Here is a 22,798-nt window from a genome sequence, read left to right as displayed (position 1 = left end):
AAATGGCGAATGTAATCTATACTCCAAATGATATTTTGGAGCAAGAATTCAAAACAAAAATGCGTGGCTACGATCCAATCGAAGTTGATGAATTTTTGGACAATGTCATCAAAGATTATGAAGCTTATAACAAAGAAGTACTAACATTAAAAGAAGAAAATGATCGTTTGAAAGCGAAAGTGGAACAACTGTCAAAAGCTCAACCAGCACCTTCTCGTGTAAAAGAGGCGGCGCCTAAGAGTTCAGCTGTTACAAACTTTGATATTTTGAAACGTTTATCAAATCTTGAAAGAGAAGTATTCGGTAAGAAACTTGACCAACAAGCGTCAAGCAACGCAGCTTCATCTGATTTTAGTCAAAACTATACTCAAGATGAAAGCGACATCGAAAAAACTCGTCAGTTTTAAATTTGAATGATGCAATTTTCAGGTGATCGCGGTCTGCATTACGCAGGCTGAGGAAAGTCCATGCTCGCACAGACTGAGATGTCTGTAGTGTTCGTGCTTAGCGAAACCATAAGCTAAGGTACTTCTTAGGAAGTAACGGCAGAAAAAAGGGCTAAGGAGCAATCTATGTCTGAGTATTCTTGAAAGTGCCACAGTGACGAAGCATTTTGAGAAATCAAAATGGTGGAACGCGGTAAACCCCTCGAGCGAGCAACCCAAACAATGGTAGGGGCGCTTTTTCTAAGGAAATGAACGATGAAAGAGCCGACAGTAATGTCGGAGATAGATGATTACCCCGATGATCACACTTCCCTGAGTTGATCGTCGGACAAAACATGGCTTACAGAAAATTGCAGCAATTCAGGGTGTACCTTCCAACTTTGTTGTGAAGGTTTTTTTATTGAAAATTAATCTACAATTAAATAAAGGTATGATTTAAACATCGTTTGAAAAATAGTATCATAGAACGATAAACGTATTTTTCTGTAAAAAACTAAGGAACTCAATTGAAGTAAGGAGATATTATGGAAAAACAATACAACTTGATTGCGACTGCCGCAGCAGGAATTGAAGCGTTAGTAGGCAAGGAACTAAGAGAGTTAGGGATCGATTGCCAAGTCGAAAATGGACGTGCCCGCTTTAAAGGCGACTTGGAGACGATTGCTACAGCAAATTTATGGCTGCGAACAGCAGACCGAGTAAAAATAATCGTTGATGAATTTGATGCATTTACCTTTGACGAACTATTCGAAAAAGTTAAAGCAATCCCATGGGAAGACTTCTTACCGCTGGATGCAGAATTTCCGGTAGCTGGTCGCTCAATTAAATCTAAATTGTACAGTGTCCCAGATTGCCAATCTATTACGAAAAAAGCAATCGTCGAACGTTTACGAGAAGTCTATCATCGCCCAGCTCGCGTACCATTGCCTGAAACAGGCGCGTTTTTCCAATTAGAAGTCGCTTTGTTAAAAGATCATGTAGTCCTGACTTTAGATACGACTGGACCAAGTTTGTTCAAACGCGGCTATCGTCTTGAAAAAGGCGGAGCACCATTAAAAGAAAATATGGCGGCGGCTTTAGTAATGTTGACAAATTGGCGCAAAGATCGTCCATTTTATGATCCTGTTTGTGGTTCCGGTACGCTATGTATCGAAGCGGCGTTAATCGGACATAATATCGCGCCTGGGTTTAATCGCGAATTTGCTTGCGAAGCCTGGGATTGGTTTGAACCGGCAGTCTTTGAAAAAGTCCGGGCAGCAGCTGATGAAGCGGCTGATTATGATATTCAATTAGATATCGCAGGATCAGATATCAATGGCCGGATGATCGAAATTGCTCGTGCCAATGCTGAAGAAATTGGCTTAGGGGATTCCATTGAATTTAAACAACGAGCAGTGAAAGATTTTAAAACTGAAAAAGATTATGGTGTGATCGTAGCGAATCCGCCTTATGGAGAACGTTTAGGTGATGAAGAACAAGTCCGTGAATTGTACCATGAAATGGGTGAAGTTTTCCGTCCGTTAAAAACATGGAGCAAATATATTTTAACGAGTGATTTGACTTTTGAAGAATCTTACGGGGCGAAAGCGACCAAGAAACGGAAGTTGTACAATGGGGCGATGAGAACAGACCTATTCCAATATTGGGGCGAACGTCCGCCAAGAAAGCCGCAAACAGATGCCGAATAAGATTGGAGCAATTCGCAGCTATGCAAAAGAAAAACTTGGTGATGATCGAAGCGGACATGATTTTTATCATGTTGAACGTGTTGCAAAAATCGCTAAACAGCTAGCTGAACAAGAAGGTGTTTCAGATACGCTGATTATTGAAGCGGCCAGCTACCTGCACGACGTTATCGATGATAAAGTGGTCGCAGATGTGGTGGTTGCGACAGAACATCTTAAAAAGTTTTTAAAAGAACTTGGATTTTCTGAAAAAAATCGTCAAGAAATTTTTGAGATCATTGAAAATATCTCTTTTTCTAAAGAGTTGGAAGCAGGAAAAGCGCGGCTGACTTTAGCAGGAAAGATTGTCCAAGACGCGGATCGAATCGATGCATTAGGTGCAATCGGTATTTTGCGGACAGCGTATTACGGCGGGCATACCCAAAGCCCGTTATACGATCCTGATCTTTCGCCACAAGAATTCAAGAGTAAACAAGAATACCGTCAAAAAAGTACGGTGATCAATCATTTCTATGAAAAATTATTTAAACTCCCAGCTACGATGAATACTGAAGCAGGTAAGGCGGAAGCTCAGCGGCGGGTGGCATTTATGGAAGAATTTTTAGCAAGGTTTTATGCTGAATGGAATTTATCATAAACATGAAGCGAAGATTATAAGTTAAAAGTAAAAAAATCTCTGAGACAAGGCGTATTATTTCCAGTGAACCTACTTTTCTCCTATAATGTTCTTGGTTAGGAGGAACTCTGATGCTACATCGCGAAATATTGAGTCCTGAAGAAGTTTTAGAAAAGATGCCCAACTTGTCTGAGGGATTGTTTGCTATCCGTTGTCAACTGGCAAACAAGACTTATCAAGTTATCATATATAAATATGAAGAAGATCATTTCTTAATAGAGAATCTAGCACTGATCAACGTCTTGCTTGAAGAACGGCAAAGCTTTTTTGGGACACCAGAACAACTGTTGAATGAAATTGAAATGTCGTTTGAGAATAATTATTATCAACCAATCTCAAAAGAGTGGATCAATTTAGATTTAAACACTTTGAAATTGTTAAATAATGTGGAAATCAAATTCTTTGATTTAGAAGAATAACAGGATATCCTGTTATTCTTTTTTTCTGAATTGACGGAAAAGATAGTAGAGATTGATCACAGTCAAAATGGCGCCTAATATGAATGGGACGATTAAACGACCTTGACTGTAGCCAAAGTTTTTTTGAAAACTCTCTGTGGATGTAAAGGCGATGACGGTTCGGCTATAATTGTAAACTTGATAACTAAAAGTCGTTAAAAAAACTGCAATCAACGTCAAAGCAAACCGTCGATAATCACTATTCTTCATTTTCTTAGCAAAATAAAAAATCAGATAAGCGACCATCAAAGCCGCTGGAACGCCAAAAGCGAAAAGTGGATTTAGCATGTACTGTTACCTCCTTAGGAAATAGTCATGTCTATTTTACCACAAGACAGAAAAAAGCCTTGCTGATTAGCAAGCAATCAGCAAAAAAAACAAAACGAGGGAGCTTTATGAGTAGTTATATTTTTCCAATCAAAGCAGCAGTACTTACTTTCCCATTATTAGCATTAGTGATCACTGCACCGTTTTTGATCTATTATTACCGCAAATATGGCCAATTAGGAAAGTTGCGAAGCGTCATTTTCTATTCATTTGTCTTCTATTTATTGTGTGCCTATTATTTAGTCATTTTACCATTGCCTACTATTTCTGAAGTCGCCCAGTTAACTGGCTCGCGTTATGAACTCGAATTGTTTCGATCGTGGCAGCAATTTATGGATCAAACGGTACTCCAGTTAAGTGATCCGCGTACTTATTTACCGGCAATGAAACAAAGTGTCTTTTTGGAACCAGTCTTTAATATTTTTCTGCTTTTTCCATTCGGGGTATATTGCCGATATTATTTTAGACTTTCTTTTACTAAGACGATTTTAGTCAGTCTTTGTTTGTCCTTATTTTTTGAACTGACTCAGTTGAGCGGACTGTATTTTATTTATCCTCGTTCTTATCGACTGTTTGATGTAAATGATTTGCTGAACAATACAGTAGGTGGGATGATCGGCTTTATCTGTGCGCCGTTGTTTACTTTTTTCTTGCCTACTAGAAACGAATTAGATTCAGAATCACTAGCGAAAGGCCAACAAGTCACACTTTTGCGGCGATTCGTCGCGATGGCGATCGATTGGGTCGTACTTGGTTTTTTCAGTACGCTTCTAAGTATGTTTGCTGGATTTTTACCCGCAAGTTTGCGAATATTGGTCAGTTATCCAATTGTTAGTTTTACTATAGAGATCATGTTTTATTTTATGGTCTGCATGTATTTTTGGAATGGTCAGACGATTGGGAAGAAGATCGTCCGAATCAAAGTTGTCGAAAAAAATCGTCAGCATCTACGTTTTAGCAGTTTGGTGAAACGGTATAGCGCATTTTATTTATTGCTTTACGGTCTGCTTCAAATTTTCCAGTTCACAATGACCCACTTAACAACGACAAATCACACGATTTTTATTGCATATGTTACATTTGGTTTTGTTAGTTTAGGAATTTTGCTTTTATTTCTATTCAACTTATTGTATGCTCTCATAAGAAGAAAAAGCCGCCTATTCCATGATAGAGCAAGTCACACATATACGATTAGCACGTTAAAGAAAGAGGTATAATATGCGAAATTTTGAATCATTCAATTTTCAGCCATTTATTCTTGAAGCTATCAAGGATAAAGGGTTTACTGAGCCGACAGCGGTTCAAGAAAAATTAATCCCATTGATCAAAAAAGGAAGAAATGTTGTCGGTCAATCACAAACGGGATCAGGCAAAACACACACATTCTTATTCCCATTGATGAATAAGATCGATCCAACTAAAGACGAGGTACAAATAGTTATCACAGCACCAAGTCGTGAATTATCAAGCCAAATCTATCAAGCAGCGATCCAGATCGCCAAATTTTCACCAGTCGAGATTCGAGTGACCAACTTTGTCGGCGGAACAGATAAACAACGCCAAGTAGATAAATTGACCACGCACCAACCTCATGTTGTCATCGGAACACCCGGGCGGATTTTAGATTTGATGAACGAACAAGCGCTAAAAGTTCATACAGCACAGTATTTTGTTGTCGATGAAGCCGATATGACATTAGACATGGGCTTTTTGACTGAAGTCGATCAAATCGCGAGTCGTTTGCCGAAGCATTTGCAGATGCTGGTCTTTTCTGCAACGATTCCAGAAAAATTACGACCTTTCCTATTGAAATATATGGAAAATCCTGTGATTGAAGAGATCAAATCAAAAGCAGTCATTTCTGATACAATCGAAAATTGGTTGATCTCAACAAAAGGACAAGATAAAAATCGTCTGATCTATCAATTGTTAACACTGGGTCAACCTTATTTAGCAATCGTGTTTGCCAATACGAAACAACACGTCGATGAAATCAGCAACTATTTAAAAGCACAAGGATTGAAAGTTGCTAAGATCCATGGCGACATTTCTCCGCGGGAACGTAAGCGCGTGATGCGCCAAGTTCAAAATTTAGAGTTCCAATATGTAGTTGCGACTGATTTGGCTGCACGAGGAATCGATATCGAAGGCGTTTCTCACGTTATTAATGCGGAAGTTCCACAAGATTTAGATTTCTTCATTCATCGGGTCGGAAGAACGGGACGAAATGGCTTGTCAGGAACAGCGATTACGCTATACAGCCCAAGTGATGAAAATGATATCAGCTTAATTGAAAATTTAGGCATTCATTTCCAGCCGAAAGAAATCAAAAATGGCGAAATCAGTGATACTTATGACCGTAATCGTCGTAAAAAACGGGAGAAATCAAAGGATGAATTAGATCCGACATTGATTGGTCTTGTAAAAAAATCGAAGAAAAAAATCAAACCGGGTTACAAAAAGAAAATCGACCGGGCAATCTCAGAATCAAATAAACAAAAACGTCGTCAAACACGTCGACAAGCAGAACGCAGTGTTCGTAAAAATAAAAAAAGTTCAAATTCATAGAATAGTTTTTCAAAGTTCGATCATTGTTTTTTGATCCGATCGCTGTATTTTCGGAATCGGCAGTCATTATCAGCTGTGGTCAGCACGTGTACGAGAAAATTATTATAAAAAAGCCTTATAGCGCGGTTACTCAGCTATAAGGTCTTTTTTCATTTTGACACAAATGATCCCGTCTTCTTCAAACGGAGCGGAGCTCACGCGATAGTCTAATTTTTCATAAAATCTTTGCGCTTGGAGCTCAGCCGAAAGAATCGAGGTATGACAGCCTTCTTTTTTAGCTCGCTCTTCAATTTGAGCCAACAATTTTTTCCCAAATCCTTGTTTGCGGAAATCAGGATGGACACATAGTCGATCTGGATTGAGGGTTCGTTCATCAATCTTTTGATAACGAACTGTTGCAATAGGGAGGTTCTCTTCAAAAAAAACTACATACTGCCGCTTAGCTGTGTCCAGCATATCAAATTCCAATTCGGGCAAGATATTTTGTTCCAAAACAAAGATTTTATAACGCAAGTAAAAGGCCGCCGCTTGCAATTTAGGCGAAGCACCAAAATATTCCTTCATCTTTTTCCTCATTTCCATAGGGTAATGGTATAATTTTAGCATATGAATGTCGAAGGAGGCAGAAAGATTTATGAACTTATTAGATCAATTAGACTGGTCCTATTGGAAACGGTTGAATCCAAGAGAGAAGCGCACGTTATTGAGCCAGCTATTGCTTCATTTTGTCAATCCATTAATGAAGATTTCAGACATTGAATTGAAAGATTTTCATTTATACGGTATCAAATGCCAAACCTTTCAATTAATGATCGATGATGAAGAATTTATCTTTATCCCTGGAAACAAAGATGCGATTTTGGGTTGGAATTTGGGAACGAAAGGACTGTCATTATTAGAAACAGCACCAAATGCGCAAGAAATTACTATTCCGCAAGAGCTGCGCGGACAATATAATTTTTTCGACGTGGAATCATTAGGTGAAATGATCAATGATCAAACGACTAGTTTGCGCAAAGTTCAAATCCCGCCGATGTTTGTTCAGCGGCATGCATTACCGGCAGGGACAAACTATTTAGGCGTTTATAATGCGGTAACCGGCAGTTTTTCAGGTGAGGCAGATCAATTCTCGACGTACGAAGAAGAGATCAAAGCCGTCTTATCACCGAATTTAACACCAGAAGAAAGCATGACGTGGTCATTTCCAAAAAATATATTGAAAGAAGACCGTTGGTATATTGAAATGGCTCCGCATTCAGACAATTATTATGTCTTTAGCCATGAAAAACATACTTACAGCAGTTTACGAAAAAAAATTCGGAAGAAAAACTTTGATTTGTTGACCGAAGATCAGTGGGAATATGTTAATGGCGCTGGCAGCCGTCGTTTATTCCGTTGGGGCAATGATTTGAATATTACAGATCCTTACCGCGGCAAGAACGTAAAAAAACTGATTGAACAAGCAAATATGTTTGGTCTGTTTTTCGATACCTCGATGGAACGCTTTGAGATCACGGAAGATCCGGGAGTTTTGAAATTGACCAACCAAAAATACACTGTCGGTATTCCAATCGTTGATTTTCTGCCACTATCAAGCTATTACAGCAATAACATTACGATGCAGCACGAAACGGTTTTAGCGCCAAGCGAGTTTTTATACCGTAAAGCAATCTTGATCAAAATCTAGTTTGACTTTTGAGCGACTTTTTTCTATACTCTTAAAAGGATATGGTTTATTTTTTACGTTTCTACAGAAAGTGCACGTTTTGCTGAAAGTTGCATGTTGCGAAAAATAAATTGCTCCCACTATTTTTTGATTGAAAAATCAACGCTGCTCAGCGTTAACGAGCTGAAGAGGTAATGATCAAACTATCATTGCAATCAAGGTGGTACCGCGAGTTTTCGTCCTTGACTGCAGTGGTAGTTTTTATTTTTTGAGAAAAGAGGAAAATACATGAAAAAATTATCAAGCGCTGAAGTGCGCCAAATGTTTCTAGATTTTTTTAAAACGAAAGAACACATGATTGAGCCAAGTGCCTCATTAGTTCCTGTCAATGATCCAACATTACTTTGGATTAATTCAGGGGTCGCAACAATGAAAAAATATTTTGACGGCAGTGTTGTACCGGAAAATCCACGGATCGCAAATGCCCAAAAATCTATTCGAACGAATGATATCGAAAATGTCGGGAAAACAGCTCGTCATCACACGATGTTTGAAATGTTAGGCAATTTTTCAATCGGAGATTATTTTAAAGTTGAAGCAATCACATGGGCATGGGAATTCTTGACCTCGCCTGATTGGATCGGCTTTGATCCAGATAAATTGTATGTAACGGTTTATCCAGAAGACAAAGAAGCAAAACGTATTTGGTTAGAAGAAGTGGGGATCCCCGCAAATCACGTAGTTGAGATTGAAGATAATTTTTGGGATCTCGGCGCGGGTCCAAGTGGTCCGGATTCAGAAATCTTTTATGATCGCGGCGAATCTTTCAATGATTTAGCTGAAGACGATCCTGAAAATTATCCTGGCGGAGAAAATGAACGCTATTTAGAAATTTGGAATCTTGTATTTTCTGAATTTAACCATACGCCTCAAAATACGTATGAACCATTACCGCATCAAAACATTGATACCGGGATGGGACTTGAACGGATGGTGTCGATCATCCAAGATGCACCGACCAACTTTGAAACCGATCTGTTTTTACCAATCATTGGAAAAGTAGAAGAATTAAGCGGCAAGAAATATGGTGTAGACAAGCAATTAGACATCTCTTTCAAAGTTATTGCTGACCATATTCGTTCATTAGCTTTTGCAATCGGTGATGGTGCGTTGCCGTCAAACGAAGGGCGCGGCTATGTATTACGTCGTCTATTACGCCGTGCTGTGATGCATGGGAAGAAACTAGGAATTGATCAAGCCTTTTTATATAAATTGATTCCAGTCGTTGGCGAGATCATGGTAAGTTACTATCCTGAAGTGAAACAACAAGAAGCATTCATTGAAAAAGTTGTGCGGACGGAAGAAGAACGTTTCCATGAAACAATCAATGACGGCTTGAGCATGTTAAACAATGTGCTAGTCGAATTGAAAGCAAAAAATGAAACGATTTTGGATGGAAAAACGATCTTCAAGCTTTATGATACATTCGGTTTCCCGGTAGAGCTGACTGAAGAAGTCGCAGAAGATGAAGGCTTGAAAGTCGATCATGAAGGTTTTGAAGTAGAGATGCAGGCGCAAAAAGAACGTGCTCGTGCCGCTCGGACAACTGAAAAATCAATGGGCGTTCAAACAGCACTTTTAGGCGATATCAAGGTTAACAGCAAATTTGTTGGCTACGATCATTTGGAAAGTGAGAGCGAACTATTAGTCATTTTACAAGACAACGCGATCGTAGACAGTGTAACAGATGGTCAGGCACAATTGATTTTTGCGGAGACCCCTTTCTATGCTGAAATGGGGGGCCAAATCGCTGACAAGGGAGATATCGTCGATCAAGCCGGCAAAATCGTCGCACACGTTACAGATGTCCAAAAAGCACCAAACGGTCAAGCTTTGCATACTGTTGAGGTACTGGCAGGGTTAACGGAAGGCGCAACCTACTTTTTACAAGTCTACCAAGCTTTCCACAATAAAGTAATCAAAAATCATACTGCGACACACGTGTTGCACAAAGCACTGAAAGAAGTTTTAGGCGATCATGCGAACCAAGCGGGCTCATTAGTGACAGATGCTCATTTACGTTTTGATTTCACTCATTTTGGTCAAGTTACAGCCGCTGAATTGAAAGAAATGGAAAGAATCGTAAATCAAAAAATCTGGGAAGCAATCCCCGTCGTAACGATCGAAACAGATATCGACACAGCAAAAAATATGGGTGCGATGGCATTGTTTGGCGAAAAATATGGTCACGACGTGCGTGTAGTAAACATCGGTGATTGGTCGATCGAATTATGTGGAGGGACTCATGTCGCTAATACAGAGGATATCGGGTTATTCAAAATTGTTTCTGAATCAGGTATTGGGGCAGGCGTTCGCCGAATCGAAGCATTGAACGGAAAAGAAGCTTATGAAGCTTTCCGTGAAGAAGAAGAACAATTATTGCAAATCGCACAAATCGTAAAATCACCACAGATCAAAGAAGTTGTCGCAAAGACGGAACAATTGCAACAACAAGTTCGTGAACTGCAAAAAGAAACCGAACAACTAGCAACCAAATTAGCGAATCAGCAAGCTGGCGATGTCTTTAAAGATGTGAAAGAGATCAACGGTACAACGGTAATCACGGCTCAAGTCAACGTTAAAGACATGAACCAGTTGCGTCAATTGGCTGATCAATGGAAACAAAAAGAATTGTCAGATGTTTTAGTTCTTGGAACAGTTCAAGGTGAAAAAGTAAATCTTTTAGCTGCAATGAGCCCAGCAGCGAACACAAAAGGATTGAAAGCTGGCGACTTGATCAAAGCAATCGCGCCAAAAGTTGGCGGCGGCGGCGGCGGTCGTCCAGATATGGCGCAAGCCGGTGGTAAAAATCCAGCAGGGTTGTCTGATGCATTAGCTGAAGTAGCCAACTGGTTAGCATAATTTATAATGAGAGGTTGTGACAAAAATCGTCACGACCTTTTTTTCAAATAACTATTTAGCAAAAAATCTTTTTTAATTAGCCAATCAATTATTTTAATTCTGGGAGCGAACTCATTAGTGGCTTACTTGAAATGAGAAAACACTGTTTTAGCGCCATGTTTTCTTTTAATGTTCGGATGCTTTAGGTATAATCTTAATGAGCACTTATTTTGAGAAAAGAGGGGATCATTTGGGAATTATTGAGCAGATTATTTTTTTGATCTTTGTTATTAATGCTGTGGGTGCAATGGTCACCGTTTTTCGTAAACCTCGGAATATCACGACGATTTGGGCTTGGCTGTTAACATTGATTTTTTTGCCAGTGATCGGATTTTTGATCTATGCTTTTTGCGGTCGCGGAATCGATGGAGAAACGATGTATCGTTTTGAACAAGGCGATGCTGAGCGGGTAAAAGAAATCAATGAAATTATCCAAAAAGACAATCAGCACGTGGATCATAACGAACCGGATCAATTGTATCCAGCGGTCCAATCGTTAGTGAAGTATTTCAAAAATTTGGATGAATCCCCATTAGCGATTCGAAATGACTTGGAATTTTTTTTGGATGGAACAGAAAAATTTGAGCGTTTGTTTGTCGATCTACGCCAAGCACAAAAGACGATCCATGTAGAATATTATGCTTTTTTTAATGACCGCATCGGCAATCGTTTTATGCGTATCCTTGAGGAAAAAGCCACACAAGGAATCGAAGTCCGAATGATCTATGATCCCTGGGGAGCACCGAAAACGAATAAAAAGTTTTTTGAAACGTTGATTAAAAATGGCGGACGAGTGACACCATTTATTACTTCCAGAAATATTTTAGCTAAAACACGTTTGAATTATCATTTGCACCGAAAAATTGTTGTAGTCGATGGTGCAATCAGTTGGACCGGGGGCTTCAATGTTGGGGATCAGTATCTTGGAGAATCTGATCGTTTCGGCAGATGGCGGGATACTCACGGAAGAATTGAAGGAACGGCAAGTTTTACGCTGCAAGAAATCTTTATTCGCGATTGGAATGCGTCAGTCACAAACAAGTCTGAAAAAATGAGTTATTTACCGGAATATTTTGTTTTGCCGCAAAAACAAATCAAAAAAGGCGTACCAATGCAAATTGTTGCGGATGGCCCAGATTCCAGTGAACAGATCATCAAAGACGGCTTTGTCCGGCTGATTTTAGCGGCTGAAAAAAGTGTTTGGATCCAGAGTCCTTACCTTGTTCCAGATGAGACGATGATTTCTGCTATCTTGATCGCGGTTCGTTCTGGGATCGATGTTCGGATCATGATTCCTAATATGCCGGATCATCCTTTTATCTATCGAGCAACGCAATATTATGCCAATTACTTGCATCAGCGCGGAGTCAAGATCTATCATTATGCCGACGGTTTTCTTCATGCTAAAACGATCGTGGTGGATGATGAGTTGGCGACATTTGGGTCAACCAATCAAGATATCCGCAGTTACGAACTAAACTTTGAAGTCAGCAGTTTCATCTATGATCCGGAAGTTGCGCAATTATTCCGTAAAATTTTTGAGGAAGATATGAAAGAATGCATTTTGTTAACAGATGAAATGATCGCTGCGCAATCTCATTGGCTGACATTCAAACAGCATTTTTCACGGCTGCTGTCACCGGTTTTATAATTTTTTTCGCAATCCTTGGCGGGCTAAATTGTCCGCCCCTTTATTTTTTGCCTCAGGGATCCATTGAAGGACTAATAAAGGAAATTTAGGCGCCAATTCATTAAACTCTGATAAATATGGCAAGAAGAGCTTGTTTTTTGTTTGTCCTTGGTCTAAAATTTTTATTGCAGTTTTACTATCGGAATAAAGCAAAATTGACTGGTTATTTAAGTTGTGATCGATCAAATAATTCAACGCATAAAGGATCACGGCCAGCTCCGCCTGGTGGTTATTTTTTTCGGGTAATGAAATCGCTAGTTGTTTTTGCTTATTAGAAATAATCAGAATACCGCCGCCGCTTTTTTCTAAATTTGTTGCGGCATCAGTGAAAACTTTTAACATAATAATCATCCTTTAGAATAGGGGTATAGGAAATGCAAAGAAAACGCTATTTTTGGCAACCGGAGTTATCCATTAGTATTATTTATTGGTCAGTGACTTTTATTATTCTTTTTTATGGTCTGATTCTGACTTTAGAAAAAACACATCCTTATTTAAAAGGAAATATTTTCCTTGGGATATTTATCGTATTTGCCTTAGTCGGACTGCATCGTTATTTGTTTTTGGAAGAATCCGGGATAAAGGTTCGGTATTCCAGACTTTGGCGACGTGAGACCGTCTTGCGAGAGCATATCGATTATTTAGTCCTTTGCAAAGATGGTATCATCATCCAACGGAAAGGTCTTAGCGGAACATCGTTTCATTTTGCGATGACGAAGAAAAGAAAAGCCGCATTTATCAAAGATTTTACTGCATTTTATCCGGAAATACAGGTGAAAGAAATAAACGAAAAGATCAGCCGTAACTGATCTTTTCGTTTATTTCTTTTTAACATGAGCCGCTTGCATGCCGCGCGCACCCTCTACAATTACAAATTCTACTTCGTCACCAGGGTCCAAAGTCTTAAATCCTTCTTCTTCAATAGCGGTGAAATGAACAAATACTTCTTGATTTTCTTCATAGGTAATAAAGCCATACCCTTTTTTCTCATCGAACCATTTAACAATGCCACTATTCATAACGCAACACCCCTTTGCAATTGCTGGTTTTATTATACGTGATGGAAACAAAAAATGCGAATCAATAAGATTGCAGCCTTTAGATGATGTTTTTCTTTAGGAAATTCGTTATAATAAAAATGAACGAATAAAAAACGTAGTTCTCTGAATAACGTTCGGGAAAGGGAGTTTTTATGAAAACGGATATTGAAATATCACAAGCATCAGCTTTAGCACCGATTACAGAGGTAGCTGAAAAAATCAATCTATCTTTTGATGATTTAGAATTACATGGAAAATATAAAGCAAAAATCGAATTTGATGCTTTGGAACGAATGAAAAAAAATCCAGAAGGGAAATTGATTCTGGTGACTTCGATTAATCCGACACCAGCAGGCGAAGGCAAATCAACTGTGACGATTGGATTAGGTGATGCGCTGAATAAAATCGGCAAAAAGACTGTCATCGCCTTACGCGAACCTTCCTTAGGGCCTGTTATGGGGATGAAAGGCGGAGCGACTGGCGGCGGCTATGCCCAAGTCTTGCCGATGGAAGATGTCAATCTGCATTTTACCGGCGACATGCATGCGATCACGACTGCTAATAACGCGTTATCAGCTTTGCTGGATAATCATATTCATCAAGGAAATGAATTAAATATCGACGCACGTCGCGTGATTTGGAAACGCGTGGTCGACTTGAATGATCGTGAACTTCGGCACATCACGGTTGGTTTAGGCGGTCCAATTAACGGCGTTCCGCGTGAGGATGGTTTTGATATTACTGTTGCAAGTGAAATCATGGCGATTTTGTGTCTAGCAACTGGGATTGAAGATTTAAAAAATCGTTTAGCTAATATCGTTGTAGCATATACGTTTGAGCGTGAACCCGTTACAGTGGGTGATTTGAAAATTGAAGGTGCGTTGGCACTTGTTCTGAAAGATGCGATTAAACCCAATTTAGTTCAAACAATTTATCAGACACCGGCATTTGTCCATGGCGGACCGTTTGCGAATATCGCTCATGGCTGCAACAGTATTTTGGCGACAAGAGCTGCTTTGCAATGTGGTGACTACGCTGTAACTGAAGCTGGTTTCGGTGCAGATCTTGGTGGAGAGAAGTTCTTAGATATCAAAGTCCCTAATTTAGGGAAATCCCCAGATGCCGTCGTAATCGTTGCAACGATTCGTGCATTAAAAATGCACGGCGGAGTGGCGAAAACAGAGTTGAGTGCAGAAAATCTGGATGCCTTAAAGGCTGGTTTTGGCAACTTAGCTAAACATATTCGGAATATGCGCAAGTATGGTTTACCGGTGATTGTGGCAATCAACGAATTCATCAGCGATACAGACAAAGAGATCTTACTGTTAAAAGAACTTTGTCAACAAGAAGAAGTCAGAGTCGAATTAGCCAGTGTTTGGGAAAAAGGTCCCGATGGTGGGATTGATCTAGCGAAAACAGTTGTTGATGTGATCGCGGCTGAAGAAAATAACTTCCACTCAATCTTCAGTAGAGAGCAAGATGATCTAACGGAGAAAATCGAAACGATCGTCCGTGAAATCTATGGCGGTAATGAAGTGATCTATAGTAAAAAAGCGCAGCAGCAATTAGCTTCGTTTAAAAAATATGGTTGGGATCGTTTACCGGTCTGCATGGCGAAAACACAATATTCGCTATCAGATGATCCGAACAAATTAGGTGCGCCAATCGATTTTGATGTGACTATCCGTGAATTTGTTCCGAAAATCGGAGCCGGATTTGTTGTGGCACTGACAGGTGATGTAATGACTATGCCTGGACTGCCGAAAAAACCAGCCGCATTGAACATGAATGTGGATGAACAAGGAAACGCAATCGGTTTATTCTAAATAATAAGCAAAAAAGATGTGACGAGATTTTTGTCACATCTTTTTTTGTATAGAACAAGTGAAAATTATGCATATTTTATCATAAATCCACATATTAATTTATAAAAAACCATTGACTTGCATAAAAACAACTCGTATAATTTTAAAAATGATAGAGTTTTAATCTATATATAATTAAAATACAAGGAGATGTTAATATGAAGGTCGCGATTATCGGAGTAACCGGATACAGCGGGATTGAACTGGTCCGTATTCTTTTAAGACATCCTAATGTGGAGATTTGTTCCATTCATAGTCACGCTCAAAAAGAGGAGGGTATCGCTGATTATTTGCCGCACTTGAATCGGTTGTTAGACCTTCCATTAGAATCAATCAACCCAAAACTTATCATGGAACAAGCTGATTTGGTTTTCTTAGCGACACCTTCAGGTATTTCAAAAAAAGTCGCCCAAGCGTTTATCAAAGCCGATTTTCCTATTATTGATCTTTCAGGCGATTTCCGTCTGAAAGCAAAAGGACAATATGAGAAATGGTATAAAAATTCAAGTGCGCCACGTGAATATCTGCAAAAAGCTCATTACGGTCTAGCTGATTTTTATGCGGAGCCAAGCTCAAAACTGATTGCTAATCCCGGCTGCTATGCGACAGGAACCTTATTGTCACTAGCTCCCTTAGTTCAACAAGACATAATTGAAAAGGATTCGATAATCGTAGATGCGAAATCCGGTTTATCAGGAGCAGGAAAGAAATTATCAGATAGCACTCATTTTGTAACTAGTAATGAAAATATGACGCTTTATAAGATGAACAGCCATCAACATATCCCCGAAATTATGCAACAGTTGCAAACGTGGAACAGCAATATCTCTGCAATCCAATTTTCAACTTCATTAATCCCTGTAACACGCGGGATTTTTATTACGGCTTATGCCAAAAGTAAAGAGCAGCTAACGCAGTCACAATTATGGGAGATCTATCACGCTTTTTATCAAGAAAAACCTTTTGTCCGTGTTCAAGCCCGAGACGTTTATCCTGAATTGCGCCAAATCATCGGTTCAAATTTTTGCGATATCGGTGTGGCCTACAATGAAGTGACTAAAATCATCACTGTCGTCACTGTCTTAGATAATTTAGTTAAAGGAGCGGCCGGACAAGCCGTTCAGAATCTAAATCATTTTGCAGGTTGGCCAGAAGAAACGGGTCTGGACTTAGTCCCCATTTATCCATAAAAAAATCGGAGTGTGAAGAATATGCAAATTATAGATGGAACGATCGCCAGTCCGAAAGGCTTTTATGCGACTGGCTTACACGCAGGATTAAAAAAAGTAAAAAAAGATCTAGGTGTTATCTATTCAGAAATTCCTGCTAATGCAGCGGCAGTCTATACGACGAATCAAGTAAAAGCAGCGCCGATCTTTGTTACAAAAGACGCGCTAAAAGATCAAAAATTGCAAGCCGTAGTAGTCAATTCAGGCGTCGCAAACGCTTGTACCGGAAAACTTGGAATGGAAAACGCAAAAAAGATGCAGGAGCTGGCAGCTGCTCATTTATCAGTCGAAAAAGAAAACATCGCGATTGCTTCAACTGGAGTAATTGGAAAGCAATTACCAATGGCGATTATTGAAGAGGGGATTAATAAAATTAATCTACAAAAACCAGTACCAAGGGCATTTCATGAAGCGATTTTGACGACGGACACCAGCACGAAGGAAATCGTTGTGACGGAAAAAATCAATGGTCAGTTGGTGACGATGGCTGGTGTGGCAAAAGGTTCTGGCATGATCCATCCCAATATGGCAACGATGCTGGCCTTCATTACGACGGATGCTCATATCTCAGAACAGCTTTTGCAAACCATTCTGAGTGAAAAGACAGAGACGACATTCAACCAGATCACCGTGGATGGAGACACGTCTACAAATGACATGGTACTGGTTCTCGCGAACGGGTTAGCTGAAAATCCGATGATTGAAGAAAACACCGAAGCATATGAAAAATTTGTCGCAATGTTTCAATTAGTTAGCGAGACTTTGGCGAAGATGATCGCAAAAGATGGCGAGGGCGCCACAAAATTGATCGAAGCTCAAGTAACCGGAGCACACAGCGAGCTAGAAGCCCGTTTAGTGGCAAAAAAAGTAGTGGGCTCTAGTTTAGTAAAAACGGCGATGTTTGGGGAAGATCCCAATTGGGGACGGATCATCTGTGCGGTAGGTTACGCCGGGTCGCAAACAGATCCAGAAAAGATCGATATGTGGATCGGAGACCAGCAATTATTAAAACAGAGCCAGCCGCAAATTTTTGATGAAAAACTTATGAAAAAGACGCTGGAAAAAGCTACAGTCAGTATCACGGTCGATCTGAACATCGGAACGCAAAGTGGAAAAGCGTGGGGGTGCGATTTGACCTACAAATACATTGAAGTAAATGCCTTGTATCATACATAAGTCGAAAACGGCAGTTGAGTAAATGTTTGAGAAAACTGTGTAGCAAGAATGAAATAGTTCAGATTTTTTTCTGACTACAAAATAAAGCCATTGAATTAGGAGCGGTAAGTATGGGAAAAATTGTTGTAAAGATCGGCGGTATTGCCAGTGATAATTTAACGAAAAAATTTTTTGAGCAAATCAAACAATGGCATTCAGACGGAGATGAGGTCATTATCGTCCACGGAGGCGGTCATTACATCACCGAAATGATGGAACGTTTGAATATCCCGATTATGATAAAAGATGGACTGCGAATCACTACTGAACAGACGCTGAAAATTACTCAAATGGTTTTGATCGGTCAAGTCCAGCCGGCGATCACCGCATTATTCCAGCAGCAAGGCTTTGCAGCGATCGGACTCAATGCTTCTTGTGATAAATTGATCCAAGGAAAAGTCCTCGATAAAAAGAAAGGCTATGTCGGCAAAATCACAAAAATCAATTCCGCTCCCATAGAAAATATTTTATATAAAAACTATATTCCAATCATCGCGCCTTTAGGAATGACAGCTAAGGGACAATGGTTAAACATCAACGCAGATGCTGCCGCTTGTAAAATTGCTGAAGCGCTCAGTGCTAAAGCCTTGTACTTATTAACCGATGTGCCTGGGGTCAAAAAAGCTGGCGAATGGCTTAAAGAACTTTCTATCACTGAAGTGGAGCAGTTAAAAATTGAGCATGTAATCACAGGCGGCATGCTGCCAAAACTGGCCAGTGCTGTCAGTGCATTAGAAAATGGGGTTTCAGAGATCCATATTACTAATGGGATCGAGTATTCTGGAACGGTACTAAAAAAGGAGGAAACCTTTGTATGAGTTATTTATTTCCAAATTATGTGCGGGATACCATCGATTTGGTTGATGGCGCAGGCAGTTATGTCTATGATCAAAATCAGACCCGCTATTTAGATTTTACAAGCGGAATCGGCGTAAATAATTTAGGACATAAAAATCCTAATGTTTTACAGGCCTTAGCTGAGCAAACAAATAAGATTTGGCACAGTTCCAATTTATATGCGAATACGCTACAAGAACAAGTCGCTCAGAAATTAACGATGGGAAAAGATTATTTAACTTTTTTCTGCAATAGCGGGACTGAGGCTAATGAAGCAGCAATCAAATTAGCAAGAAAGGCGACAGGACGTCCTAAAATCTTAAGTTTCAAACAATCTTTTCACGGACGCACTTATGGGGCTTTAAGTGCGACGGGTCAACCGGCATTGCAAGCGGGGTTTTATCCGATCGTCGCGGGTTTTGACTACTTGCCATATAATCAATTAGCACCTTTGAAGGAAAAATTAACTGATGATGTCGCTGCAGTGATGTTGGAGGTGATCCAAGGTGAAGGCGGGATTATTCCTGCAGAAAAAAACTGGCTGCAAGCCGTGGAGAAATTGTGCAAAGAAAATAATAGTTTATTGATCATCGATGAGATCCAAACCGGAGTAGGGAGAACAGGAACATTTTTTGCCTTTGAAGCGTATCAAGTTGAGCCAGATATCATTACGACCGCTAAAGCATTGGCCAATGGTATTCCGGTCGGTGCAATGCTGGGAAAAGCTGAATTAGCTGAAGCCTTTGGACCGGGTTCTCATGGTACGACTTTTGGTGGGAATAATTTAGCGATGAGAGTCGCTGAAACAGTTATCACTGAAATCAACCAGCCAGCCTTTTTGTCAGCGGTGACCGCTAAAGGTGATTTTTTGAAACAAGAGTTGTCACTATTGATCGATCAGTCAGATAAAGTATGCGCGGTTCGTGGCGCAGGATTGATGGTCGGCGTGGAGCTTGATTCGCCTGAGACGCTGGAAGCAGTAATCCAAGGCTTAAAAAACCAGCAATTATTAGCACTCAAAGCGGGCAAAAAAGTTTTAAGATTGCTACCGCCTTTGACAATCAGTCAAGCAGAATTGGAGCAAGGATTAAAAATTATTCGTCAAGTGATCCAGTAGAGGTTGCGCCAAGTTTGGTGCGCCTTTTTTTGTGATTAGCTGTTCTCAGCGGCCTTTTTAAAGTCTCGGGCTTTCCATCACGCTTTTTTTCACTTATACTGAAGTTATCACGTGAAGTGACTGTAAGAATGAATAGCGCTCAGCAGCCTTTGGCAGATAGCGAAAGGATCACAGTAAAAATGTAAGGAGCAGGCTAATGGGAGAACGAGCAGATATCTTTTTAAGTACATTTAATCGAATCGAAAAAGAAATGAAGCGGCAATTAGGCAATCCGGTAAATATGAGTTTCAGCGAAGCGGTCCGGCGATTGTCAAAACGGCGAGACAATTCGATCGGCGGGAATGAAAACGATCTGCTGCAATTAGCGCAACTGCGCAATGCGATCGTCCACGATCAAGTAGCGGATGATTTTGTGATCGCCGAACCCAATGAATGGGCAGTTGAACGAATCAAAAAAATCGAAGAAAATTTATTGCGGCCAGAAAGGGTATTGCCACGTTTTGGTAAAAAAGTGACTGGTTTTGAGCGGAACTTGCCGCTAGTTAAAATCATGAAGATCATCACGGAGAAGCATTTCTCACAGTTTCCAGTTTATGATTCAGGAAAATTTATGGGATTGATCACTTTGCGCACGATCGGATTTTATTTTGCCCAAGTCAGCCTAACTGGGACAATCAATCTCAAAGGTCTGGTGGCAGAAGATTTGTTATTAGCAAATAGTAAGCGAGTGAATTTCAAATTTGTTTCAGCTGCGACAAAAGTTTCTGAAGCAAAAAAAATGTTTCAGATCGAAGGAACGTTAGAAGCAATCTTGATCACTAAAGACGGGAAATCTGACGGCAATTTATTAGGGATTATTCGACCGCGTGATATTTATGGTCAAGAAAAGGAGCAGTAAGGATTGTTAATTATTTATTTAGTTTTAAGTGCAGGGATCATCGGTTTGGATCAGTGGTTCAAATGGTGGATCGTCAGTGAATACAATTTCGGCGATAGCCAAGAGATAATACCGAATGTGTTATCATTGACCCATATCCGCAATACCGGCGGAGCATTCAGTTTATTTGAAGGTCAGCGGACTTTTTTCATCTTAATTACAATTGCGGCAGTTATCGCAGTGATTTTTTATTTAGTTAAACATTTGCATGAAAGCAAATGGCTGACGATCGGCTTGAGTTTCTTTTTAGCCGGAGCGTTAGGTAATTTCATTGATCGTTTTCGCTTAGGTTATGTGGTAGATATGTTCCGGTTAGATTTTGTCAATTTTCCGATTTTCAATATTGCGGATATGGCTTTAGTCGCTGGCGTAATCATGCTATTTATTTATATTTTATTAGATGAGAGAGATAAAAAAATGGATAATCAAATTGAAGTAATCATAAAAGACGAAACAGGCAGAATCGACAAAGTGTTGAATGACCGCTTAGCCGATCATTCGCGTTCGCAACTCCAACAATGGATCAAGGAACAGCACGTTTCGATCGATGGCAAAGTCATCAAAGCAAATTATAAAGTACACGCTGGAGATAAGATCCTAATTGAGATTCCTGAACCGGAAGAACTGGACCTTATCCCGGAAAATCTTGATCTGACAATCGTCTATGAAGATGACGATGTAGTAATAGTCAATAAGCCTCAAGGAATGGTCGTTCATCCATCCGCAGGACATCCCAAAGGAACGTTGGTCAACGGTTTGTTATATCAAATCAAAAACTTATCGACAATCAATGACGTTGTTCGTCCAGGGATCGTACACCGAATTGATAAGGACACTTCTGGCTTATTGATGGTAGCTAAAAATGATCAAGCTCATGAAGCATTAGCCAAACAATTGAAAGATAAAACTTCTTTACGGAAATATGTAGCATTAGTCCATGGAGAGATCCCTCATGAAAAAGGCCGGATCGAAGCACCGATTGGTCGTTCAAAAGTCAATCGCAAGATGCAGGCAGTCACAGAAGATGGGAAATCTGCCGTGACCCATTTTGAAGTGCTAAAACGGTTTGAAGGCTATACGCTGATTGAATTACAATTAGAGACTGGCCGTACGCATCAAATCCGAGTTCATATGCAATACATCGGCTATCCGGTAGCCGGCGATCCGTTATACGGTCCAAAGAAGACATTAAAAGGGAATGGTCAATTTCTTCATGCCAAATTACTAGGCTTTGAACATCCGACGACCGGTGAAATGATGGTCTTTGAAGCACCGTTACCAGAAATTTTCAAAAAAACTTTAAAACAGTTAACAGAAAAGGATTGATTTCTTAATTAAGGAATAGTATAGTAACTGTAGTAATAAATAACTGAATATGATCCTTTAAGAGTAGTCCCGTGAGGCTAAGAAGGAATTCGATAGTAGTTTGGACTAGGTGCGCCTAGGTGAACACTATCATTTTGACGAAGTTGCTAACATTCCTCCTACCTAATTACGGGTAGGAGTTTTTTTATTGCAAAAATAAGGAGGAGACAGGATGTATAAAAAAGAAGTTGTAGATGAGGTAACGATGAAACGAGCGCTGACTCGGATAACGTACGAGATCATTGAACGAAATAAAGGCGTGCAAGATATCGTCTTGATTGGGATCAAAACCCGCGGAATCTTTATCGCACAGCGAATCGCTGAACGTTTAAAACAATTGGAACACAAAGAAGTACCCGTAGGAGAATTAGACATCACCTTGTATCGTGATGACGTGAAGATTCAAGAAGCAGAACCAGAGATCCATTCTTCAGATATTCCTTTCTCAATCGAAGGTAAAGAAGTGATTTTAGTCGACGATGTCTTGTTCACCGGCAGAACGATTCGTGCAGCATTAGATGCTGTGATTGACTTAGGCCGTCCAAATCGTATTTCATTAGCGGTTCTAGTCGATCGCGGCCATCGCGAGTTGCCGATCCGCGCAGATTATGTCGGCAAGAACATCCCAACGGCGTTGACTGAAGAGATCGTCGTTGAAATGGAAGAAAGCGACGGACAAGACCGAATCATGATCCAAAAAGAAGACTAAACGAAGG

At 40.0% G+C, this 22,798-nt stretch carries 22 protein-coding genes, 1 other RNA gene and 1 pseudogene; 20 read left to right on the top strand and 4 right to left on the bottom strand.

Features of this window, described 5'->3' with window-relative positions; all coding sequences use genetic code 11:
* The first annotated feature begins 2 nt into the window (after nucleotides 1-2).
* From gpsB to FFM63_RS01135, 5 genes are all read left to right on the top strand, one after another.
* Complete coding sequence (gpsB, locus tag FFM63_RS01155) at nucleotides 3-407, top strand: cell division regulator GpsB (protein ID WP_137608509.1); 405 nt, start codon at nucleotides 3-5, stop codon at nucleotides 405-407.
* A gap of 14 nt (nucleotides 408-421) precedes the next feature.
* Nucleotides 422-794, top strand: an RNA gene (gene rnpB / locus FFM63_RS01150) — RNase P RNA component class B.
* 176 nt (nucleotides 795-970) lie between these two features.
* Nucleotides 971-2,134, top strand: coding sequence for a THUMP domain-containing class I SAM-dependent RNA methyltransferase (locus FFM63_RS01145; RefSeq protein ID WP_137608508.1), 1,164 nt, complete (start codon nucleotides 971-973; stop codon nucleotides 2,132-2,134).
* Nucleotides 2,124-2,768, top strand: a complete 645-nt coding sequence (locus FFM63_RS01140) for an HD domain-containing protein (protein WP_137608507.1) — start codon at nucleotides 2,124-2,126, stop codon at nucleotides 2,766-2,768. The genes FFM63_RS01145 and FFM63_RS01140 overlap by 11 nt, the downstream gene beginning before the upstream one ends.
* Nucleotides 2,769-2,878: 110 nt before the next feature.
* Nucleotides 2,879-3,226 (top strand): hypothetical protein, encoded by a 348-nt coding sequence (locus tag FFM63_RS01135; RefSeq protein WP_137608506.1) that lies wholly within the window; start codon nucleotides 2,879-2,881, stop codon nucleotides 3,224-3,226.
* Between the two features lie 12 nt (nucleotides 3,227-3,238).
* Here FFM63_RS01135 and FFM63_RS01130 read toward each other — a convergent pair whose 3' ends face one another.
* On the bottom strand, nucleotides 3,239-3,553 hold the full coding sequence (locus FFM63_RS01130; protein ID WP_137608505.1) for a hypothetical protein: 315 nt from the start codon (nucleotides 3,551-3,553) through the stop codon (nucleotides 3,239-3,241).
* A gap of 107 nt (nucleotides 3,554-3,660) precedes the next feature.
* Between FFM63_RS01130 and FFM63_RS01125 the strand changes: the two genes are divergently transcribed.
* Nucleotides 3,661-4,809: a VanZ family protein gene (locus FFM63_RS01125; protein ID WP_137608504.1), complete on the top strand. Its 1,149-nt coding sequence runs from the start codon at nucleotides 3,661-3,663 to the stop codon at nucleotides 4,807-4,809.
* Nucleotide 4,810: 1 nt separating this feature from the next.
* Nucleotides 4,811-6,160, top strand: coding sequence for a DEAD/DEAH box helicase (locus FFM63_RS01120; protein ID WP_137608503.1), 1,350 nt, complete (start codon nucleotides 4,811-4,813; stop codon nucleotides 6,158-6,160).
* Between the two features lie 126 nt (nucleotides 6,161-6,286).
* On the opposite strand, the gene FFM63_RS01115 is transcribed toward FFM63_RS01120, so the two are convergent.
* Nucleotides 6,287-6,724, bottom strand: coding sequence for a GNAT family N-acetyltransferase (locus tag FFM63_RS01115; RefSeq protein ID WP_137608502.1), 438 nt, complete (start codon nucleotides 6,722-6,724; stop codon nucleotides 6,287-6,289).
* A gap of 70 nt (nucleotides 6,725-6,794) precedes the next feature.
* On the opposite strand from FFM63_RS01115, the gene FFM63_RS01110 reads away from it, so the two are divergent.
* The 3 genes from FFM63_RS01110 to cls all read left to right on the top strand — a co-directional run bounded on the left by FFM63_RS01110 (nucleotide 6,795) and on the right by cls (nucleotide 12,438).
* Nucleotides 6,795-7,847: a DUF7278 family profilin-like fold-containing protein gene (locus FFM63_RS01110; protein WP_137608501.1), complete on the top strand. Its 1,053-nt coding sequence runs from the start codon at nucleotides 6,795-6,797 to the stop codon at nucleotides 7,845-7,847.
* Nucleotides 7,848-8,114: 267 nt separating this feature from the next.
* A complete protein-coding gene (gene alaS, locus FFM63_RS01105; protein WP_137608500.1) occupies nucleotides 8,115-10,748 on the top strand; it encodes an alanine--tRNA ligase in 2,634 nt (877 codons plus the stop codon).
* Between the two features lie 229 nt (nucleotides 10,749-10,977).
* On the top strand, nucleotides 10,978-12,438 hold the full coding sequence (gene cls / locus FFM63_RS01100; RefSeq protein WP_137608499.1) for a cardiolipin synthase: 1,461 nt from the start codon (nucleotides 10,978-10,980) through the stop codon (nucleotides 12,436-12,438).
* On the opposite strand, the gene FFM63_RS01095 is transcribed toward cls, so the two are convergent.
* On the bottom strand, nucleotides 12,433-12,819 hold the full coding sequence (locus tag FFM63_RS01095) for a ribonuclease HI family protein (RefSeq protein WP_137608498.1): 387 nt from the start codon (nucleotides 12,817-12,819) through the stop codon (nucleotides 12,433-12,435). The genes cls and FFM63_RS01095 overlap by 6 nt on opposite strands.
* A 32-nt stretch (nucleotides 12,820-12,851) precedes the next feature.
* Here FFM63_RS01095 and FFM63_RS01090 point away from each other — a divergent pair, with 32 nt between their 5' ends.
* The gene (locus tag FFM63_RS01090) at nucleotides 12,852-13,286 is read left to right on the top strand and encodes an EbsA family protein (RefSeq protein WP_137608497.1); all 435 of its coding nucleotides are present in this window, start codon (nucleotides 12,852-12,854) and stop codon (nucleotides 13,284-13,286) included.
* Nucleotides 13,287-13,295: 9 nt separating this feature from the next.
* Here the strand turns inward: FFM63_RS01090 and FFM63_RS01085 are convergent, their stop codons facing one another.
* Nucleotides 13,296-13,496, bottom strand: a complete 201-nt coding sequence (locus tag FFM63_RS01085; protein ID WP_137603134.1) for a cold shock domain-containing protein — start codon at nucleotides 13,494-13,496, stop codon at nucleotides 13,296-13,298.
* A 173-nt stretch (nucleotides 13,497-13,669) separates the two neighbouring features.
* Between FFM63_RS01085 and FFM63_RS01080 the strand changes: the two genes are divergently transcribed.
* The 9 genes and pseudogenes from FFM63_RS01080 to pyrR all read left to right on the top strand — a co-directional run bounded on the left by FFM63_RS01080 (nucleotide 13,670) and on the right by pyrR (nucleotide 22,791).
* Complete coding sequence (locus FFM63_RS01080) at nucleotides 13,670-15,343, top strand: formate--tetrahydrofolate ligase (protein ID WP_137608496.1); 1,674 nt, start codon at nucleotides 13,670-13,672, stop codon at nucleotides 15,341-15,343.
* 197 nt (nucleotides 15,344-15,540) lie between these two features.
* Complete coding sequence (gene argC, locus FFM63_RS01075) at nucleotides 15,541-16,572, top strand: N-acetyl-gamma-glutamyl-phosphate reductase (protein ID WP_137608495.1); 1,032 nt, start codon at nucleotides 15,541-15,543, stop codon at nucleotides 16,570-16,572.
* A gap of 21 nt (nucleotides 16,573-16,593) precedes the next feature.
* Entirely contained in the window at nucleotides 16,594-17,787 is a 1,194-nt protein-coding gene (gene argJ, locus FFM63_RS01070) for a bifunctional ornithine acetyltransferase/N-acetylglutamate synthase (protein ID WP_137608494.1), read from the top strand.
* A 110-nt stretch (nucleotides 17,788-17,897) separates the two neighbouring features.
* Entirely contained in the window at nucleotides 17,898-18,644 is a 747-nt protein-coding gene (gene argB, locus FFM63_RS01065; protein WP_137608493.1) for an acetylglutamate kinase, read from the top strand.
* Entirely contained in the window at nucleotides 18,641-19,780 is a 1,140-nt protein-coding gene (argD, locus tag FFM63_RS01060; RefSeq protein ID WP_137608492.1) for an acetylornithine transaminase, read from the top strand. The genes argB and argD overlap by 4 nt, the downstream gene beginning before the upstream one ends.
* Before the next feature lie 196 nt (nucleotides 19,781-19,976).
* The gene (locus tag FFM63_RS01055) at nucleotides 19,977-20,678 is read left to right on the top strand and encodes a CBS domain-containing protein (RefSeq protein WP_137608491.1); all 702 of its coding nucleotides are present in this window, start codon (nucleotides 19,977-19,979) and stop codon (nucleotides 20,676-20,678) included.
* A 3-nt stretch (nucleotides 20,679-20,681) separates the two neighbouring features.
* Nucleotides 20,682-21,122, top strand: a pseudogene (gene lspA / locus FFM63_RS09855) (signal peptidase II); the annotation flags it as partial.
* Nucleotides 21,123-21,134: 12 nt separating this feature from the next.
* Complete coding sequence (locus FFM63_RS01050; RefSeq protein ID WP_246033267.1) at nucleotides 21,135-22,043, top strand: RluA family pseudouridine synthase; 909 nt, start codon at nucleotides 21,135-21,137, stop codon at nucleotides 22,041-22,043.
* A 211-nt stretch (nucleotides 22,044-22,254) separates the two neighbouring features.
* Nucleotides 22,255-22,791, top strand: a complete 537-nt coding sequence (pyrR, locus tag FFM63_RS01045; protein WP_137608490.1) for a bifunctional pyr operon transcriptional regulator/uracil phosphoribosyltransferase PyrR — start codon at nucleotides 22,255-22,257, stop codon at nucleotides 22,789-22,791.
* Nucleotides 22,792-22,798 lie beyond the last annotated feature (7 nt).

This window comes from Enterococcus pingfangensis, from assembly GCF_005405205.1.
GTDB classification, from domain to species: Bacteria; Bacillota; Bacilli; order Lactobacillales; family Enterococcaceae; genus Enterococcus_A; species Enterococcus_A pingfangensis.
The sequence above is the reverse complement of the archived record's forward strand: the minus strand, read 5'-3'. Positions and strand labels throughout refer to the sequence as shown.